This is a genomic window from Amycolatopsis sp. NPDC006125 (assembly GCF_040614195.1).
GTDB lineage: Bacteria > Actinomycetota > Actinomycetes > Mycobacteriales > Pseudonocardiaceae > Amycolatopsis_E > Amycolatopsis_E tucumanensis.
Window position 1 is genome coordinate 14,375 of record NZ_JBEXTZ010000049.1, and the last position, 15,188, is coordinate 29,562.

Sequence of the window (15,188 nt, forward strand, 5' to 3'; positions counted from 1 at the left end):
CTAGTCCTTGGAGTCCTTGACGTCCTTGTCAGTCCACGAAACGCAGATCGGGGATGGCGCCGCTCGCCACGAGCATCACGTAGAGGTCCGTGACGACGAGCGTCCCCAGGGTGATCCAGGCCAGCAGCATGTGCCGGTTGTTGAGCTTGGTGACCTGGGTCCAGAGCCAGTACCGCACCGGGTGGCGGGAGAAGTGTTTCAGCCGCCCGCCGACCACGTGGCGGCACGAGTGGCAGGACAGGGTGTAGGCCCAGAGCATGATCACGTTGCCGAGCAGCACCAGGTTGCCCAGCCCGAAGCCGAACCCGCCGGTCTCGCCGTGGAACGCGACGATCGCGTCGTAGGTGTTGATCACCGAGATCAGCACCGCCACGTAGAAGAAGTAGCGGTGGGCGTTCTGCAGGATCAGCGGCAGCCGGGTCTCGCCCGTGTACTTGCCGTGCGGTTCGGCGACCGCGCACGCAGGCGGCGAGAACCACACCGACCGGTAGTAGGCCTTGCGGTAGTAGTAGCAGGTCAGCCGGAAGCCGAGCAGGAACGGCAGCGACAGGAACGCCAGCGGGATCCAGCCCGGCAGCTCCCCGAACGGCGTGCCGAAGTGGGCCGACCCCGGCACGCAGGAGTCGCTCAGGCACGGCGAGTAGAACGGCGTCAGGTAGCCGTACTCCGGCACGTAGTAGGCGGTGCGGACGAACGAGCGGATGCCCGCGTAGATGACGAACGTGGCCAGGCCGAGCGTGGTGAACAGCGGCGGCACCCACCACCGGTCGGTGCGCAGGGTGCGTGCGGTGATCCGGGCGCGCCCGCTAGCGGCGTTGGTAGCGGGCGCGCTCACCGCTGGTCACGGTGGTATCCGCCGACCCCTTCGTCGTCGGCCCCCTGCCACAGGGCCGGGTCGTACGGGCCGTCGGGGATCTTCACGACGGCCGAGGGGTCCAGCGGCTTGGGCTGGACCGGGACGCTGGGCTGCTCCAGGTCGCTCGCGTCGATGTCCAGGCGGTCGACGTCGTTGGCGAGGCGACGGACCGCGGAGGCGTCACCGTAGCGCGATCGCAGGGCGCCGACGCACTGCTTGAGCTGCCCGATCGTGCGGCGGAGTTCGGCGAGTTCGGTGGTGGTCATGACTACCTCCGGTCAGTTCGGCGGCGAGCCGGGGCTGGTACCGACTCTGCCGTTCGGCGTGCAATGTGACAAGTAGCACACAGTAGGTTGATGTTGTGATCGGGGTCACCTGAAACGATCTTCTTTATCGATTTTGATCCGGCCGATCCGGCAGCTACTGTGTCCACTGTCACGACCGTGCGACGCCAGCGAAGTCGTCAGCCGGACCAGCCGACGAGTTCCAGGTGGTTCTCCCGTGCGAAAAGCCCGAACACCCGTCCACCCCGTCGTCGAGGAAGTCACCGAGCGCATCGCCGCGCGCAGTGCCGCCACCCGCAGCGCCTACCTGGCGCGCATGGCCGCCGCCCGCGCCGAGGGGCCCGCCAGGGCCGGCCTCGCGTGCAGCAACCTCGCCCACGGCTTCGCCGCGTGCGGCGGCGAAGACCGCATCGCCCTGCGCGGGCTGCGCAAGCCCGGCATCGCGATCGTGTCCGCCTACAACGACCTGCTCTCCGCGCACCAGCCGCTGGACGAGTTCCCGGCGTGGATCAAGGACGCCGCACGCGAGGCCGGCGGGGTCGCCCAGTTCGCCGGCGGCGTGCCCGCCATGTGCGACGGCATCACCCAGGGCCGCGCCGGGATGGAGCTGTCCCTGTTCAGCCGCGAGGTCATCGCGATGGCCACCGGCATCGCCCTGTCGCACGAGATGTTCGACGGCGCGCTGCTGCTCGGCGTGTGCGACAAGATCGTGCCCGGCCTGCTGATCGGCGCGCTGGCCTTCGGGCACCTGCCCGCGATCCTGGTCCCGGCCGGGCCGATGACGTCGGGGCTGCCGAACAAGGAGAAGGCGCGCGTGCGGCAGCTCTACGCCGAGGGCCGCGCGACCCGGGAGGACCTGCTGGCGGCCGAGTCGGCGTCGTACCACTCGGCGGGCACCTGCACGTTCTACGGCACCGCGAACTCCAACCAGCTGGTCGTCGAGGTGATGGGCCTGCACCTGCCCGGCGCGAGCTTCGTGCACCCGGGCACGCCGCTGCGCCGCGCGCTGACCGAAGAGGCCGCGCGGCGGGTGGTCGCGTTGTCGCGGGAGGCCGGGTACACGCCGCTGGCCGAGGTGATCAGCGAGCGTTCGGTGGTCAACGGTGTGGTGTCGCTGCTGGCCACCGGCGGGTCGACCAACCACACGATGCACCTGGTCGCCATCGCCGCGGCGGCCGGGATCGAGCTGACCTGGGACGACTTCGCCGACCTGTCGTCGGTGGTGCCGCTGCTGGCCAGCGTCTACCCGAACGGCAGCGCGGACATCAACCACTTCCACGCCGCGGGCGGGGTGCAGGTCCTCATCGGCTCGCTGCTGGACGCCGGGCTGCTGCACGAGGACGTCCGCACGGTGGCCGGGGACGGGCTGTCGCGGTACCGGTCGGAGCCGGTGCTGGACGACGGCTCGCTGACCTGGCGCGAGGTGCCCGCGCGCAGCCTGGACGAGGACGTGCTGCGGCCGGTGGACAACCCGTTCGCGCCCGACGGCGGGCTGCGGATGCTGTCCGGCAGCCTCGGGCGCGCGGTGATGAAGGTGTCGGCGGTCGCGCCGGAGCACCGCGTGGTGCGGGCGCCCGCGCGGGTGTTCACCTCGCAGGAGGGTTTCACCGAGGCGTTCCGGGCCGGTGAGCTGGACCGGGACGTGGTCGTGGTGATCCGCAACCAGGGGCCGCAGGCGAACGGCATGCCGGAACTGCACGGCCTGACGCCCGCGCTCGGTGTGCTGATGGACCGCGGGCACCGGGTCGCGCTGGTCACCGACGGCCGGATGTCGGGCGCCTCGGGCAAGATCCCGGCCGCGATCCAGGTGACGCCGGAGGCCGCGGCGGGTGGTCCGCTGGCGCGGGTCGCCGATGGTGACGAGGTCGTGGTCGACGCGGTCGCCGGGCGGCTGGACGTGCTGGTGGACGAGGTCACGCTGGCGGCCCGGCCGCTGCGGGACGCGCCGCCGGATGAGGCATCCTGGGTCGGCACCGGCCGGGAGTTGTTCACCGCGCTGCGCCGCGCGGTCGGGCCGGCCGATCAGGGAGCCGGCGTGTTCGGGCCGATGACCCCGGGGCACTTCGGTGCGCCCGCGCGAGTGTGAGGAGAGACGTGAAGACAGGGCATGACGTGCTCGAGTTGTCGCCGGTGCTGCCGGTGGTCGTGGTGGACGACGCCGCGGACGCCGTGCCGCTGGCGAAGGCGCTGGTCGCGGGCGGGATCCGGGCGATCGAGCTGACCCTGCGGACGCCGGCCGGGCTGGCCGCGATCGAGCGGGTCGCGGCCGAGGTGCCGGAGATCGTGGTCGGCGCGGGCACCGTGGTGACGCCGGAGCAGGCTCGCCAGGCGGCGGACGCGGGTTCGGCGTTCTTGGTGACGCCGGGCTGCACGGACCGGTTGCTGGAGGCCGTGTCCGGGACGGGGTTGCCGTTCCTGCCCGGCGTGAGCACGGTCTCGGAGGCGATGCGCGTCACCGAACACGGCATCACCGCGCTGAAGTTCTTCCCGGCGGAGGCCAGCGGAGGGGTCGCCTACCTCAAGGCGCTCGGTGGGCCGTTGCCGCAGCTGCGGTTCTGCCCGACGGGTGGTGTCACGGTGCAGAACGCGCCGTCCTACTTCGCACTGTCCACAGTGGGCTGTGTCGGCGGAACCTGGCTGACCCCGAAGGACGCTGTGCGGGCCGGCGATTTCGGGCGGATCGAGCAGCTGGCGCGCGAGGCCGCGGCGCTGCGCTGAACGGTTTCGCGACCGCCGCCCGTGGGGGGGCGCGGGCGGCGGTCGCGAATTCAGCTCCCGATTGGGGGCCGGGCCGCCCGGGTACTAGCCTCACGGCACTCGTCTGGCGAGGGGAGATCGCCGTGGGATGGGAGTGGCTCGCCGATCCGGGTTACTGGGCGCCCCGGCTGCTGTTCCAGCGGGCGCTCGCCGCGATCTACCTCGTCGCGTTCCTGGGCGCCGCCCTCCAGTTCCGGCCGTTGATCGGCGAGCGGGGCCTGCTGCCGGTGCCCCGGTTCACCCGCCGCGTGCCGTTCCGCCGCGCGCCCAGCCTGTTCCACTGGCGCTATTCGGACCGGCTGTTCGCGGGCGTCGCGTGGACCGGCGTCGTCATCTCGGCCGCGCTCGTCCTCGGCCTGTTCGACCACACCCCCGTGTGGGCGACCATGCTGGCGTGGCTGGTGCCGTGGCTGCTGTACCAGTCGATCGTCAACGTGGGCCAGATCTGGTACTCGTTCGGCTGGGAGTCGCTGCTGCTCGAGGCCGGGTTCCTGGCGATCTTCCTCGGCCCGGCCGACACCGCGCCGCCCGTGCTCGTGCTGTGGCTGCTGCGCTGGGTGCTGTTCCGGCTCGAATTCGGCGCCGGGCTGATCAAGATGCGCGGCGACGCGTGCTGGCGCGACCTGACCTGCCTCTACCACCACCACGAAACCCAGCCGATGCCCGGACCGCTGAGCTGGCACTTCCACCACCTGCCCAAGCCGCTGCACAAGGTCGAGGCCGCGGCCAGCCACTTCACCCAGCTCGTGGTGCCGTTCGCGCTCTTCGCCCCGCAACCCGCCGCGAGCGCGGCCGCGCTGCTGATGATCCTCACCCAGCTGTGGCTGGTCGCCAGCGGGAACTTCTCCTGGCTGAACTTCCTCACCATCGCCATCGCGCTGTCCGTTGTGGACATCATCCCGGCGCCGGTCCCGGAACTGGCCCGACCGCCGGTGTGGCAGCACGCCCTCGTGATCGGGCTGACCGTGCTCGTCGCGGTGCTCAGCTATCGTCCGGTGCGCAACCTCGTGTCGCGCGAGCAGGTGATGAACACCAGCTTCGACCGGCTGCACCTGGTCAACACCTACGGCGCGTTCGGCAGCGTCACCAAGGTGCGGCACGAGATCGTCATCGAGGCGACCGACGATCCCGCGCCCGACGAGCACACCGTGTGGCGCGAGTACGAGTTCAAGGGCAAGCCCGGCGACCCGCGGCGGCGCCCACCGCAGTTCGCGCCCTACCACCTGCGGCTGGACTGGCTGATGTGGTTCGCCGCGCTGTCCACCCGGTACGCCGAATCGTGGCTGCCCGGTCTGGCGGAGAAGCTGCTGGCGGCGGATCCGGGCACGCTGAAGCTGTTGCGGCGCGACCCGTTCGACGGCAGGCGGCCGGCCTACCTGCGGGCGCGGCTCTACCGGTACCGCTTCACCACCCCGCGCGAGCGCAGGGAGACTGGGGCGTGGTGGGTGCGTGAACCGCGGGGCCCGGTGCTGCCGACCACGAAGCTCGGGCCGCACGGCGCGGTGGTCGCCGTCGACTGAGGAGGACGGGATGCACGCTGGCCGACTCGCGGAGCTGCTCGGCCGGTGGTCCAGCGGCAGCGAGCCGCTCTACCTGAAGCTGGCCGCGCGCCTGGAGGGGCTGGTCGAGCGGGGTGAGATCCCGGCCGACGGCCGTCTGCCGACCGAGCGCGCGCTGGCCGCGGAGCTGGCGGTCAGCCGCAACACCGCGGTCGCCGCCTACGACGTGCTGCGTGACCGCGGGCTGGTCGAGCGCCGCCGCGGCAGCGGCACGTTCGTGCGACGGCCGCCGCGGCCCGGGCGCGGGGTGGTCGCCGAGTTCAACCCGATGTTCCTGCACCTGCTCGACCCGGTGCCGGACCTGATCGACCTCACCTGCGCCGCGCCGCCGCAGCCCGCGTACCTCGCCGAGGTCGTCGCCGAGGCCGCGGTGGGCGACTTCGGCATCGGCTACCACCCGTCCGGCATCCCGGCGCTGCGGCAGGCGATCGCGGACCACTACGCCGCGCAGGGTGTGCCCACCGATCCCGCGCAGATCGTCGTCACCTCGGGCGCGCAGCAGGCGATTTCGTTGTTGGCGCAGCTGTTCCTGCGGCCCGGCGACGCGGTGGCCGCCGAGGAGCTGACGTACCCGGGCGCGCTGGACGCGTTCCGCGGCGGCGGGGCGCGCATCCTCGGGGTGCCGCTGACCGCCGACGGGGTGTCGGTGCCGCACCTCGCGGAGGTCGTCGGCGGGGCGAAACTGGTGTACCTGGTGCCGGCGTTCCAGAACCCGACCGGCTCGGTGCTGCCGCCGCACGCGGCGCGGCGGGTGGTGGCGCTGTGCGAGTCGCACGGGGTGCCGCTGGTCGACGACCACGTGCTCGCCGACCTCACGCTCGACGGTCCACGGCCGGCGCCGCTCGCCCGGCACGGGAGCGGGGTGATCAGCGTGGGGTCGCTGAGCAAGCTGATCTGGGGCGGGGTGCGGATCGGCTGGGTCCGGGCCGATCCGCGGACCGCGGCCGACCTGGCGCGGCTCAAGGCGGTCGCCGACCTCGGGACGGACGTCGTCGCGCAGGCGATCGGGGTCGCATTGTTCGCGCGGTTGGGACGGTTGCGGGCGGAGCGGCAGGCGGAACTGCGCGCGCGGCGGGACCAGGTGGTGCGGGACCTGCGGGCGGCGTTGCCGTCGTGGGAGTTCCGGACGCCACCGGGTGGCCAGACGCTGTGGATCCGGTTGCCTGGGGCCGATTCGCGGCGGTTCGCGCAGTTCGCGTTGCGGTACGGCGTGGCGTTGCTGGAGGGCACGTCGCTGGCCGCGCACGAGTCCAGCGGCGAGCACATCCGAGTGCCGTTCACCCTGCCGCCGGAGGCGTTGTCCGAGGCGGTGCGGCGGTTGCGGAAGGCGTGGGACGACTATCCGGGAGCCAATGACGCGGGATTGGCCCTGTCCGGCGCGGCCGCGACCGGCGAGGGTGATCGGCATGCGACGTTTCCCGCCGAGCGCGATGACGAGTCTGCTGGACGAGAGTCCCCGGTACGACCTGGCCGAGAGCACCTGCGGTGACCTGACGGTCGCCGAGCTGGTCGATGTCGGCAGGCTGACGAAGTTCCCGCTCGGGTACGGCACTTCCGCCGGTGACGAGGAGTTGCGGGCGCTGCTGGGCGCGCGGCTCGGGGTGTCCGCGGACGAGGTGCTGATCACGGCGGGCGCCGGAGCCGCGTTGTTCCTCGTCGGGCTGGTCGCCGACGGGGAGGTCGTGGTGGTGCAGCCCGGGTACCCGCCGATGCTCGGGCTGGCGCGGGGGCTCGCGGAACGGGTGCGGACGGTGCGGCTGCGGTTCGAGACCGGGTACCGCCTGGATGTGGCGGCGCTGCGGGCGGCGCTGACCGCGCGAACGCGGCTGGTGATGCTGGCGACGCCGCAGAACCCGGCCGGGGTGGCGTTCACCAGGGACGAGATCGACGCGGTGTTGTCCGCGACGGCCGAGGTGTGCCCGGAGGCGGTGGTGCTGGTCGACGAGACGTACCGGGAGGCGGCGTATGCGGAGATCGAGTCGTTCGCCTCGGTTTCGCCGCGGGTGCTGACGTGCGGGTCGTTCTCGAAGGCGCACGGCGCGCCGGGGCTGCGGATCGGCTGGCTCACCACGCGGGACCCCGCGTGGTACGAGGAGCTGCGCCGGACGAAGTTCACGAGCTCGGTGTCGTGCGGCACGCTGGACGAGTTCCTGGCGCTGGAACTGTTGCGGCGCGCGGACGAGGTGCTGGCCGGGAAGCGGGCACGGATGCGCGCCGGGCTCGCCGAGGTGGCCGCCTGGGTGCCGCGGCAGAACGGCCGGGTGACCTGGCTCCGCCCCGACGCGGGAGCTTTCTGTTGCCTGCGCGTGGATTCCGGCGCACCCGAGTTCTACGAACACCTGGCGACGGCCGGGGTGGCAGTCTCCCCAGGCGACTGGTTCGGCGACGACCCGGCCGTCTTCCGGCTCGGCTTCGCCCACGAACCGGTCGAGCGCCTGCGCGAAGCGCTGGAGCTGATGAGCCAGGCGCTACAGCCCTGACCAGAAGGCCAGCAGGCCGAGGCCTCGCAGCAGCCCCGCGATCGGATAGGGCGCGCGGAGACCGAAGAGGTGCGCGACGAGCCCGCCGGTGAGCGCGCCGAACGGCATGAGCCCCCAGCCGAGCATCCGGTAGACGCTGTTGACCCGGCCGAGGATCCCGGCCGGGACGAGCTGCTGCCGGAGGCTGACGGTGACGATGTTCCAGAGGGTGGTGACGAACCCGTTGGCGGCCAGCAGGAGAGCCAGCACCAGCGCGGTTGGGCTGAGGCCGATGGCCACGAAGATCACGGAGTTCGCCACCAGCGCGAGGCGCAGGGTGCGCCGGGCGCCGAGGCCGGCGGGGATGTCGAGCACCCCGGCGAGGAGGCTGCCGACGGCGGCGCCGGTGAGAAGCAGGCCGTAGCCGCCGGTGCTCAGGTGCAACGTCTGCGTGGCGAGCAGGACGAGGGTGGCGTTGCCGAGTTGCGCGCAGAAGGTGTTGACGGCCAGCAGCGCGGCGAGGGTGCGGAGCAGCTTGTGCCGGAGCAGCCAGCGCAGCCCTCCGGTGACCATCGAGCCGGTGTGCGCGGCGGGTCGTTGGCGGGGCAGCGTGGCGAGGAGCGCGGCGGAGACGGCGAATGTCACGGCGTCGAGAGTGAGGGGCAGCGCGGCGGAGACGGCGAAGAGGAGACTGCCCAGGGGTGGCCCGGCGAACTGCTGGCCGGTGGTCGTGATCGCCTGCTGGTAGCCGTTCGCCTTGGGCAGCAACGGTTTCGCGACGAGGTCGGGCAGGATCGCCTGTGTCGCGTTGCCGAAGAGGACCTCGCACGCGCCCAGGCCGAAGGCGATCGTCGCCAGTGCGGGCAGGGTCAGTGCGTGCAGTGCGGCGAGGACAGCGGCGGTGCCGGTCAGCAGCGCCTGCACGGTCTGGGTGCGCCACATCAGGGTGGCCCGGTCGCAGCGGTCGACGAGCGCGCCGGCCGGGAGGGACAGCAGCAGCCACGGCAGGTAGGTCACGGCGGACAGGACCGCGATCAGCCGCGGGTCGGGTGTCAGCGTGGTGGCCAGCAGGGGGATCGCCGCCGTGAACGCGCCGTCGCCGAGGGCGTCGACGGCCGATGCCCACCACAGCCGCCAGTAGGTACCGGTCATGCGGTGAGGGTGTCGGGCCCGGGTCGCAGTGCGGCACCGTTGAGCGGTGGGCTACATACTCGGATCATGCCCCTGACGGTCGAACTGGACGTGTCCGAGCTGGCGGCGACGCGGTTCGCGATCTCGCCGCTGTCGGAGACGGTCGCGGGGTTGCAGCAGCTGGCGGGGCACGTGCGGCGGGCGGTGCACCTGCCGTGGGTGCGGTGGGCGGAGGCCGAACTCGCGCGGGAGGCGCTGGACCTGCCGGGGTTGTGGCCGTTGATCGCCGGTGACCGGGCGAGCTGGCCGTCGTTCCTGATCCCGGCGCCGCGCGGAGCGGGTCCGTCGCTCGAGGACGATCTGGCGGTGGTGCGGCGGACCACGGCCGGCCAGGTGCGCGCGAGCCTGGGCCGCGTTTTCGGTGCTGATCTTCCGGACGGTGTGGCCGCTTTGGCTGCGCGCCCGAGTGCGGGCCTGGAAGCGATCACGGAGGAGCTGCGGGCGGCGTATGCACGGCTGATCGAGCCGCACTGGCCGCGGATCCGGGCGGTCCTCGAGGCGGACGTGGCGTACCGCGCGCGGCAGCTCGCAACGGGTGGGGCGGCGCGGCTGTTCGGCGGGCTGCACCCGGACCTGAGCTGGCGCGCGGGCCGGCTGGTGCTGGCTGGTGCGGACCGGGCGGTCGAGCTGGGGCCGGGCGGGCTGGTGCTGATGCCCGTCGCACTCGCCCCGGCGCACGTGATGATCAAGCGCCACACGACAACCCAGACGACGATCCGCTACCCGGCGCGTGGAGTGGGGGCCCTCTGGTCCGCGGCGATGGCGCCGGTGCCCCCTGTTCGCGCCCCGGCTCGCCGGTCCGCGCAGAGGGGAGCCGGGCCGCTGGCTGCTCCCGGGCGCGGTGCGGCTGGCCGATCCGCGCTCGGACCGGCGAACCACGCCGCGCCGGAGGCGACTGGTTCAGCGGAGCGAGCCGCGCCGCAGCCGGCGGGAGGCACCGCACCACCGGCAACGACTGTCCGCGGTTCGGCAGACCAGCCCGCACCCCAGCCGGCCCGCCACACCGCACCACCACCGGCGACGGTCCCCAACGCGCCAGACCAACCCACACCCCAGCCCGCCAAGCGAGCCGCACCACCGGCGGCGACTATCCAGGCCCCGGCAGATCAGCCCCACACTGCACCGCAAGCGGTGACTGGCCGCAGCACGGCAGACCAGCCCACATCCCAACCGGCCAGCCAAGCCGCGCCGCAGGCAGGGAACGACCGCGGGTCGGCGGACCTGTCCGCGCGACAGCCCGGGAGGCAAGCCGCGTCGCGGGTGGCGGGCATTCGCAATTCAGCGCACCGCTCCGAGCCACCAGCCGGCCGGGGCGCAGCATCGGGGGTAGCAGGCGTTCGCGGGTCGGCACGTGAGGCCGACATTCTCTGGGCGGCGCGGCCACCGTCGGCCAGCGCGGTGCGGTTGCTCGGCCGCGCCCGCGCCGAACTGCTGACGGCACTCCACTCACCCGCGACGACCACCGATCTGGCCCGCGCGCTCGCTGTGACGCCCAGTGCGGTGTCCCAGCACCTCCGCATCCTGCGCGAGAACGGTCTCGTGACGCGGGAGCGGTCCGGTCGCAGTGTCCTGTACGTGATCACGCCCCTCGGCGAGGCACTGATCCGTGTCGCGGGTGGGCGAGAGAACCAGCGGTGAGCGCGCGAAGTCGCCATTTCGTACGGCTGTCAGGAACGCATTTCGTGGCGTGAGTTGTCCACAGGGACCTCACGAAAAGTCATTCTCGTGGAGAACAGCCCGCCATGCGGCGGGCCGTGGGACCGCCGTTCGCTGGTTGCCCCGGATTGTGAAGAGGGCGAGGCCGGGTCGATCAGTCACTCGACCGCCCTGGGCCTTGCCTACCCGTACTCCTGTGCAATGGGGCGGCAGGGCTCGACCCACGACCGCGGCAGTGACCAGCACACGCCAGCCGCATCGCAGCCGGCCGCTGCCGTCCCACACACAGCGCACCCACGACAAAGCCCACCGCGGGAATCTGCGGTGGGCTCAGTCGTGGATACCAAGACAGCGCTGGGCTCAGTCCAGTGTCGCGTCGTCCAGGGGGGTGGCGTCCGCGCCGGCGTTGCGGAGCTCGTCGCGCACCACGGTGTACGCCAGGCCCTGCGGGTAGCCCTTCCGGGCGAGCGTGCCGAGCAGCCTGCGCGTCGCGGTCTGCTCGTCCAGCGTCGTCATCGTGCGGAGGCGCTTGCGCACCAGCTCGCGCGCCCGCTGCTCCTCCGACTCGCGGTCGATCTCGCCCGCCGCCTGGGCCGCCACCTCCGCGTCGACGCCCTTGCGCTTCAGCTCGGCGACCAGCGCGGTGCGCGCCAGGCCCTGGTAGGCGTGGCGCGAACGCACCCACTGCTCGGCGAACGCGGCGTCGTCGATCAGGCCGGCGTCGTCCAGCTTGCCGAGCAGCTGCTCACGGATCTCGTCGTCGAAACCCTTGCGCCGCAACGCCTGACGCAGCTCGTCCTTGGTGCGGGCGCGGATGGCCAGGAGGTCGAAGCAGACCTCCTTGGCCTTCTTCCACGCCTCGTCCCGGGACAGCTCCTTCGGGTCGAACCTGGGCATCGATCAGAAGTCGACCGGGGCGGGCTCGGCCGCCTCGGCGTCGACCTGTGGCCCGATGCCGAGCTTCTCCTTGATGCGCTTCTCGATCTCGTTGGCGATGTCCGGGTTGTCGCGCAGGAACTTCCGCGCGTTCTCCTTGCCCTGACCGAGCTGGTCGCCCTCGTACGTGTACCAGGCGCCGGACTTGCGCAGGATGCCCTGGTCGACACCCATGTCGATCAGCGAGCCCTCGCGGGACACGCCGACGCCGTACAGGATGTCGAACTCGGCCTGCTTGAACGGCGGCGCGACCTTGTTCTTCACGACCTTCACGCGGGTGCGGTTGCCGACCGCCTCGCCGCTGTCCTTGAGCGTCTCGATGCGGCGCACGTCGAGCCGGACGGAGGCGTAGAACTTCAGCGCCTTGCCACCGGTGGTGGTCTCCGGCGAGCCGAACATGACGCCGACCTTCTCACGCAGCTGGTTGATGAAGATCGCCGTGGTGCCGGAGTTGGACAGCGCACCGGTGATCTTCCGCAGCGCCTGGCTCATCAGCCGGGCCTGCAGACCGACGTGCGAGTCACCCATCTCGCCCTCGATCTCGGCGCGCGGCACGAGCGCGGCCACCGAGTCGATGACCAGGATGTCGAGCGCGCCGGAGCGGATCAGCATGTCCGCGATCTCCAGCGCCTGCTCGCCGGTGTCCGGCTGGGACACCAGCAGCGCGTCGGTGTCCACCCCGAGCGCCTTGGCGTACTCCGGGTCGAGCGCGTGCTCGGCGTCGATGAACGCGGCGATCCCGCCCGCCTTCTGGGCGTTGGCGACCGCGTGCAGCGCGACCGTCGTCTTACCGGAGGACTCCGGGCCGTAGATCTCGATGACCCGGCCGCGCGGCAGGCCGCCGATGCCGAGTGCGATGTCGAGCGCGATGGCGCCGGTCGGGATCACGCCGATGGGCGGGCGGGTCTCCTCGCCCAGCCGCATGACGGAGCCCTTGCCGTACTGCTTGTCGATCTGGGCCAGGGCGAGCTCGAGCGCCTTGTCCTTGTCGGGTGCTGCTGGCATGGAAATCCACCTCGTCGTCAGAGCCTGTGGGGCTGGTGTTCGAGTTTGTTTTCGCTGTGGCCCGAGACTACGGGCGGGGTCCGACAATTCCGGGCGCCGAGACGAGGCTGTGGATCGTTGACCCCGATGTGGACAACACAATAGCCGAACACGTGTTCGAGGCAAGAGCGACACACCCGCGAGCGCGGATTTTCCGGGAATCGGTCACCGGCGCTCCGGCGGGACGTCGAACTCCGCGCACACCGCCCGCCAGATCTCCTTCGCCGGGGTGCCCTCGGCCAGCGCCTGCTCGACGGTGCGGCCGCCGAGGCCGCTGAAGACGTGGTCCTTCGCCAGGATCTCCGCCCTGCCGGGCCCGAACTCGTCGGCCATCAGCTGGCGGAACACGGTGATGCGCATCGAACCCAGGGTAGCGACCGGCGCGCCGGGTACCGTGTCCGCATGACCTCCGCGCAGGAGATGCCGTCCTGGGGCCCCACCGCGATGACCGTGGCCTCGGCGGCCGTCCTGGTCGCCGCCCTTGTCGTGGCGCTGCGGGCGCTGTGGAACATGCGCAACCGGAAGTAGCTACTCCCCGGGCTGCACGTGCTGCTCGAAGTAGGTGGCCAGGTCGCCGGCCGAGAGCGGCGCCTGCCCGGTGCCCGCCTTCTGGTAGACCACCCCGGCCAGCGGCCGGTCGGCGACCGTGAACACCAGCACCGCCGAGCTCCGCGCGGACGCCGACGAGTAGCTGCCGTCCAGGCCGTTGCCCTTCCACCCGGCCCGCACCTGGTTGCCGCCGACCGCGCCGAGCAGCCGGTCGGTGTACTCCTTCACCTTCGCCGCGGACACCCCGTGCAGGTAGGTCACCTGCGCCCCGGCCAGCGCGGGCGCCGAGCAGGTGGTCAGCACGCCGATGTTCTCGTTCTCCGGCGGGGCGATGTCGCCGGTGCCCGCGCCCGGCGCGCACTGGCCGTCGGCGATCGTCCCGGCCAGCTGGCGCAGGCAGCCGGTGAAGCCGGACGGGTCGGCGGCGCCGGGCTGCTGGCACTCGGCGGCGCTGAACGTGGTCGCCGACGAGCTGGACGACGGCCAGAACAGGTAGGTGGCGACGGCGGCCAGCACCACCACGACGACCGCGGCGACGCCGGCGACCAGCTTCTTCCGGTCCTTCTTCGGCGGCGCGGCCGGGGGCATGCTGGGGAAGTTCGACGGCGCCGGCTGGTACCCGGCCTGCGGGTACGGCGACGCGCCAGGGTAGCCCCCCGGCGGGGTGCCCGGCACGGTCGCGACCGGGGGCGGCGGGAACCCCGGGGGCGTCCCGGTGGCGGCGACCTGCCCCTCGACGTTCTGCGTGCGCATGCTGATGCCGTCGCGGGCCACGTGGTGCGCGCCCAGCGCGACCGCGGTCTCCGGCTGGTCCAGGCTGGTGGGCACGATGCCGAGCTTCTCCGCGATCATCGACCCGACCAGCGGCAGCCTGCTCGACCCGCCGACGAGGTAGATGCCGGCCAGCCGGTCCGGGGACAGCCCGGCGGCGGCGACCGTGCGGCCCAGCAGCTCGACGCTGCGCAGCAGGGCCGGGCGCACCAGCGCCTCCAGCTCGCCACGCGTCACCAGGACGTCGTTGAACGGCTCGGGCATCGGCACCTCGGTCTGCGGCAGCCGGGACAGCGCCTCCTTGGCGGCCTTGACGTCCTCCTGCAGCGCGCGCCGGGTACGCCGGTCCGCGGTGGACTCCGGGCGCAGCAGCCGCTGCCAGCGCTGCGGGTCCGAGTGCGAGACCTCGCGGCCGACGTGCACCATCAGCGCCTGGTCGACGTCGAGCCCGCCGAGGTCGGGCAGGCCGTCCTCGGCCAGCACGGTGAACCCGTTCTGGGTGGCGCCGACGACCGCGACGTCGAACGTGCCCGCGCCCAGGTCGTACACCGCGAGCGCCTGGCCGGGCGCGGGCGAGCGGCCGGGGAAGGACGCGAAGTGCGCGGCCGCGGCGACCGGCTCGGGCACGAGCAGCAGCGGGCCGGTCAGGCCGGCCAGCCGCGCCGCGGACAGCAGCACGTTGCGCCGGGTCGGTCCCCACTGCGCCGGGTGGGTGAGGCGGACCTCGTCGGGCAGGTCGCCGCCGAGCTGGCGGGTGGTCTCGTCTAGCACGCGGCGCAGCACCGCGGCCAGCGCCTCGTTGACCGGCACGACGTCCTGGCCGAGCAGCAGCGTCTGCTCGTCCACGCGGCGCTTGGGGTTGGGCTCGAAGCGGGTGGGGTCCAGGCGGGCCCGGCGCTCGGCGTCGCGGCCGACCACGAGGGTGCCGCCCTCCTCGGCGAACACCGCGGACGGCATGGTGGCCGAGCCGTCCACCTCGACCACGCGCGGTGGCCGCCCGTGCGCGGACAGCACCGCCACGGTGTTGGACGTACCGAGATCCACCGACAGGATGCGCACAGCTCTTCCCCTCACGATCCACCCAGGCCAGGACGTGATGCTGCCACGCTGCCCGGGACCGCGCGTG

Annotated in this window: 14 protein-coding genes; 7 read left to right on the forward strand and 7 right to left on the reverse strand. The window is 72.5% G+C overall.

The features are described from left to right. Positions 1-28: 28 nt before the first annotated feature. Positions 29-835: a hypothetical protein gene (locus ABZ193_RS24055; RefSeq protein ID WP_020419620.1), complete on the reverse strand. Its 807-nt coding sequence runs from the start codon at positions 833-835 to the stop codon at positions 29-31. Then, complete coding sequence (locus tag ABZ193_RS24060) at positions 832-1,122, reverse strand: hypothetical protein (RefSeq protein WP_017983947.1); 291 nt, start codon at positions 1,120-1,122, stop codon at positions 832-834. The genes ABZ193_RS24055 and ABZ193_RS24060 overlap by 4 nt, the downstream gene beginning before the upstream one ends. 235 nt (positions 1,123-1,357) lie before the next feature. On the opposite strand from ABZ193_RS24060, the gene edd reads away from it, so the two are divergent. From edd to ABZ193_RS24085, 5 genes are all read left to right on the forward strand, one after another. After that, a complete protein-coding gene (gene edd / locus ABZ193_RS24065) occupies positions 1,358-3,226 on the forward strand; it encodes a phosphogluconate dehydratase (protein WP_354711528.1) in 1,869 nt (622 codons plus the stop codon). A gap of 8 nt (positions 3,227-3,234) precedes the next feature. After that, positions 3,235-3,858, forward strand: coding sequence for a bifunctional 4-hydroxy-2-oxoglutarate aldolase/2-dehydro-3-deoxy-phosphogluconate aldolase (gene eda, locus ABZ193_RS24070; RefSeq protein ID WP_354711529.1), 624 nt, complete (start codon positions 3,235-3,237; stop codon positions 3,856-3,858). A 122-nt stretch (positions 3,859-3,980) separates the two neighbouring features. Then, positions 3,981-5,417: a lipase maturation factor family protein gene (locus ABZ193_RS24075; protein ID WP_354711530.1), complete on the forward strand. Its 1,437-nt coding sequence runs from the start codon at positions 3,981-3,983 to the stop codon at positions 5,415-5,417. Positions 5,418-5,427: 10 nt separating this feature from the next. Further along, positions 5,428-6,945 (forward strand): PLP-dependent aminotransferase family protein, encoded by a 1,518-nt coding sequence (locus tag ABZ193_RS24080; protein ID WP_354711531.1) that lies wholly within the window; start codon positions 5,428-5,430, stop codon positions 6,943-6,945. Then, the gene (locus ABZ193_RS24085; protein WP_354711532.1) at positions 6,863-7,936 is read left to right on the forward strand and encodes a pyridoxal phosphate-dependent aminotransferase; all 1,074 of its coding nucleotides are present in this window, start codon (positions 6,863-6,865) and stop codon (positions 7,934-7,936) included. The genes ABZ193_RS24080 and ABZ193_RS24085 overlap by 83 nt, the downstream gene beginning before the upstream one ends. On the opposite strand, the gene ABZ193_RS24090 is transcribed toward ABZ193_RS24085, so the two are convergent. Then, entirely contained in the window at positions 7,925-9,067 is a 1,143-nt protein-coding gene (locus ABZ193_RS24090) for an MFS transporter (protein WP_354711533.1), read from the reverse strand. The genes ABZ193_RS24085 and ABZ193_RS24090 overlap by 12 nt on opposite strands. 66 nt (positions 9,068-9,133) lie before the next feature. On the opposite strand from ABZ193_RS24090, the gene ABZ193_RS24095 reads away from it, so the two are divergent. Then, on the forward strand, positions 9,134-10,744 hold the full coding sequence (locus ABZ193_RS24095) for an ArsR family transcriptional regulator (RefSeq protein WP_354711534.1): 1,611 nt from the start codon (positions 9,134-9,136) through the stop codon (positions 10,742-10,744). Positions 10,745-11,122: 378 nt separating this feature from the next. Here the strand turns inward: ABZ193_RS24095 and ABZ193_RS24100 are convergent, their stop codons facing one another. The 3 genes from ABZ193_RS24100 to ABZ193_RS24110 all read right to left on the reverse strand — a co-directional run bounded on the left by ABZ193_RS24100 (position 11,123) and on the right by ABZ193_RS24110 (position 13,102). Then, positions 11,123-11,659, reverse strand: a complete 537-nt coding sequence (locus ABZ193_RS24100) for a regulatory protein RecX (protein WP_020419628.1) — start codon at positions 11,657-11,659, stop codon at positions 11,123-11,125. Between the two features lie 3 nt (positions 11,660-11,662). Next, a complete protein-coding gene (recA, locus tag ABZ193_RS24105) occupies positions 11,663-12,703 on the reverse strand; it encodes a recombinase RecA (protein ID WP_017983956.1) in 1,041 nt (346 codons plus the stop codon). Between the two features lie 204 nt (positions 12,704-12,907). Continuing rightward, on the reverse strand, positions 12,908-13,102 hold the full coding sequence (locus tag ABZ193_RS24110) for a DUF3046 domain-containing protein (RefSeq protein WP_017983957.1): 195 nt from the start codon (positions 13,100-13,102) through the stop codon (positions 12,908-12,910). 42 nt (positions 13,103-13,144) lie between these two features. On the opposite strand from ABZ193_RS24110, the gene ABZ193_RS24115 reads away from it, so the two are divergent. After that, complete coding sequence (locus ABZ193_RS24115) at positions 13,145-13,270, forward strand: hypothetical protein (protein WP_020419629.1); 126 nt, start codon at positions 13,145-13,147, stop codon at positions 13,268-13,270. On the opposite strand, the gene ABZ193_RS24120 is transcribed toward ABZ193_RS24115, so the two are convergent. Further along, positions 13,271-15,121, reverse strand: coding sequence for an Hsp70 family protein (locus ABZ193_RS24120; protein ID WP_020419630.1), 1,851 nt, complete (start codon positions 15,119-15,121; stop codon positions 13,271-13,273). Positions 15,122-15,188 lie beyond the last annotated feature (67 nt).